Source organism: Vibrio sp. M260121 (genome assembly GCF_036533715.1).
Classification (GTDB): Bacteria; Pseudomonadota; Gammaproteobacteria; order Enterobacterales; family Vibrionaceae; genus Vibrio.
In genome coordinates, this window is the sequence record NZ_JATABF010000100.1 from 1 (window position 1) to 1574 (window position 1574).

Annotated in this window: 2 protein-coding genes; both read left to right on the forward strand. The window is 46.7% G+C overall.

Features of this window, described 5'->3' with window-relative positions:
• Positions 1 to 45 precede the first annotated feature (45 nt).
• A complete protein-coding gene (locus QTO06_RS25230; protein WP_042770674.1) occupies positions 46 to 1371 on the forward strand; it encodes a phage head morphogenesis protein in 1326 nt (441 codons plus the stop codon).
• A partial coding sequence (locus QTO06_RS25235; RefSeq protein ID WP_331410330.1) for a hypothetical protein occupies positions 1371 to 1574 on the forward strand: 204 nt, incomplete at its 3' end. The genes QTO06_RS25230 and QTO06_RS25235, both read left to right, overlap by 1 nt.

Consider the following 1574-nt stretch of genomic DNA (forward strand, 5'->3'; position numbering starts at 1 on the left):
AGACAGTTCCATTCAATTATCCGACCCAACGGAGGCGAAACATCTATGGCTGTTCTAACAGACGTGGAGCGCGCTGAAAAAGACAACCTGACCAAAATGGAGCGCCTCGAAAATGAGGCGCTTTCTTTTACGGCCAATAAATTGTCCAGTGCAATCACTCATGCCATCAAAAGTGGCAATGACGACATCGATGCGTTCATGAGCGCATACACGGCAACGTATACTAACTCGATGATGGTGAGTTGGTTGCTGGGCCAAGTGCATATCATCAAACAAATCGATGCCAACATCGAGCTGGCCAACGCACCCATTATCCTTGCCGTTGACCCTGTACCATTTCAAGAAGCCATTGATGCGCTGTCGTCAATGATACCTGCAGACAGCAAAACCTATCGCCAAACCGAAGCGTCCATGAAGCTGCGCGCTTTTACTATTGCCAATGTATCGAGCCTTGATGCCGTAAATCGAGTGAAAAAGCTTTATGAAGATGCATTAAACGAAGGTCAAAGCCGTTCAGAGGTGCTTCGCAACCTGGATGCGTATCTTGAGCAAATCGGCATTGCGCAGGCGAATCCGTACTGGCTTGAGCTGCATTATCGCAACAACATGATGACCGCTTACAACGCAGGTCGATGGACACAGATTGCGGATAATGATTTGGTTGAGTTCCTGGTCTACACATCGGTTATGGATGATGGCACAACCAAACTCTGTAGAGAACTGGACGGTGTGGCCAAACCGAAGAACGATGAGTTTTGGATTGAGTTCTATCCGCCCAATCATCATAAGTGCCGAGGCACGGTATCGGTACTGACTAGAGAGCAGTATGACAAACTGCCATCAAGTAAGAAGTCGCAATACACCAAAATCACTGTTAACTCGATGCACGAAGACGACACGTTTTCTAAAGAGCATCAGTTTAGAAGCTCGCCCCTTGTATCGATGCAAGCCTTGCCAGAGTCCTTGGCTGCCAGTGCTCAAGAGTACGGTCTCATCAACAAAGTACTGAGCTACTCATATGAACAAAGCAAGTCAGTTATCCAGGAACAAATCAATCAAGCTGCAAAAAACAGAGTCTCCACTGCTGTTCTCGACAAGGCAATCCAAGAAACACCAGAGCTCAATCCATTCAAAGAAAAATTAGCCGGCACAAACCTTGATGATGCGGATGGAATTTTGTTTGGGTTTGATGAACTCGATGGCGGCGAGTGGCTGCCAACGCTGCAGTACCTGGTTGCGCTCGATGACAAACGCACGGCAGTAATGCTTATGGCGGCATTTGATAAAGCTGAGGTCTATACCGTGAAACACTTAACCAACAATGAGCTTGCAAAGCTGCAGGCTGAGTTTATCCAGTTGGAGAGTAAATAGTGAAAGACAAAATTTATACGGCGCGCGTACCGCTTTATCACGTGAAGTTTGCCTGGTCTAATTCCATTAAGGCACTTGAAAAGGAGTTCGACATCAAGCCTAACGATGATGATGTCTATGACGATTACAGCGCTTTTGTAACGCGCCGTGATAACACAATCATCATGTGGCTGCCTCATGATAAGAATTATACTGTAGCCACC